Origin of the sequence: Methylobacterium sp. WL120, assembly GCF_008039465.1 — a bacterium.
Classification (GTDB): Bacteria; Pseudomonadota; Alphaproteobacteria; order Rhizobiales; family Beijerinckiaceae; genus Methylobacterium; species Methylobacterium cerastii.
This window is the reverse complement of record NZ_VRUT01000392.1, coordinates 1-252: the sequence shown is the minus strand read 5'-3', so window position 1 is coordinate 252 and position 252 is coordinate 1. Positions and strand designations below refer to the sequence as shown.

Genomic DNA, 252 nt, shown 5'->3' with positions numbered 1-252 from the left:
CGCAGAACCAGACCTCTACGGGTTTGCCGCCGACAGCCTGCCCGATCTGCGCCAGACGGTGGGGAAAGCTTTTTTAAAAACAGCTGCGGCATCCGGGTCCTGGGCGTGATGGCGCGGACGGGCTGAGTGATCGGCCCCCACGAGGTGGTCCAAGGGTAAAGTTAGTGCACGGTGGGCCGCTCCGCCACGGGTAGCTTGGCCGGCGGAGCTGGTCTGGCGAGCGCAGCCGGCCAAGCGGAGAAGGCTGGCATG

General features: G+C 66.3%; 1 pseudogene. It reads right to left on the bottom strand.

From position 1 onward, the window contains the following. Positions 1–126, bottom strand: a pseudogene (locus FV229_RS27120) (IS630 family transposase); the annotation flags it as partial. Positions 127–252: the final 126 nt, after the last annotated feature.